This window comes from Streptomyces sp. NPDC017890, assembly GCF_044328675.1.
In the GTDB taxonomy this organism is placed as follows: Bacteria; Actinomycetota; Actinomycetes; order Streptomycetales; family Streptomycetaceae; genus Streptomyces.
Genome location: NZ_JBIRHU010000175.1, coordinates 1 through 1,038, shown reverse-complemented (window position 1 = coordinate 1,038; position 1,038 = coordinate 1). Strand labels below are relative to the sequence as shown.

The 1,038-nt window shown below is 59.6% G+C and carries 2 protein-coding genes; both read left to right on the top strand.

The features are described from left to right. On the top strand, positions 1–700 hold a 700-nt coding region (locus tag ACH4F2_RS36360; RefSeq protein WP_398136849.1), incomplete at its 5' end, for a hypothetical protein. Beyond that, positions 697–1,038: DNA polymerase beta superfamily protein (locus tag ACH4F2_RS36355; protein ID WP_398136848.1), on the top strand; the 342-nt coding region annotated here is incomplete at its 3' end. The genes ACH4F2_RS36360 and ACH4F2_RS36355, both read left to right, overlap by 4 nt.

The window sequence follows — 1,038 nt, the reverse complement described above, 5'->3', positions numbered from 1 at the left end:
CCAGATACCTCAAGAACTGCTTCGACGCTACCGAGCACCGGAGCACAGTATGACCGAACCCCGAGGCGACAAATGCGATCCGCAAATCAAGGACGTGCCGGCGCGCTCTCACAGCGAAAGCGAGAACGCCATGGCTCTAGCAGCTGCCGCCGGCCTGGACCTTGACCAGTGGCAGCGTGACACCCTCACAGACACGATGAGCACAATCCTCGAGACCTGGGAAGCGCCCCGCGTCGGGATCCTGACACCGGACCCGAACGATCGCGAGCGCATCACTCTTGCTCGTGAACTGTACGAGCTGCTGCTGTCCTCGAACCACCGCATCGTCCACACCGCAGCTCGATCCAGAGCTGTCCGGAACGCTCAGCGGAATCTCACTCAGATCCTCGGAGAGGCAAATACACTTCGCCAGGCAGTTAAACGGGTCTCCTTCGTTGCAGGTCAGTCGCGTATCGAGATGAACAACGGCAGCGTGATCCACTACGCCGCACGCGCGGGCGACACGATCCGAATCTCCAAGGTCGATCTCCTCATCCTCGACGACGCAGAGTTGTTGCCAGACAACGCCTACCGCGCAGCTCTCCCACTCGTCGCACACAGCGGCAATCCGCAGGTGTGGATGCTCGGCAATGGGGCCTACAAACAAGTCCACAAGCATGGCCAGGTTTTCAACGCCATCAAGCACTGGAGTCAGAGATGACCGAAATCGCTCACAGTGAACCGAAATTCAAGGCGATCGCCGATTCCAACACAGTCCTGCGAGGCCAAGTCGGGTCAGGACTCCACGGCGTCACGACCGGCAACGACGACAGAGACGAGATGGGTGTTTGCATCGAACCACCCGAGTTCGTCATCGGCGTCAGCAAATTCGAGCAATACCAGTACCGAACCCAGCCCGAGGGCGTCCGATCAGGTGCCGGTGATCTCGACTTGGTCGTGTACTCACTTCGCAAGTGGGCGCGACTAGCCGAGGCGGGAAATCCGACCGTGCTACTGCTCATGTTCATCCCACCGCACGAACTGGTCCTGAACACGTAC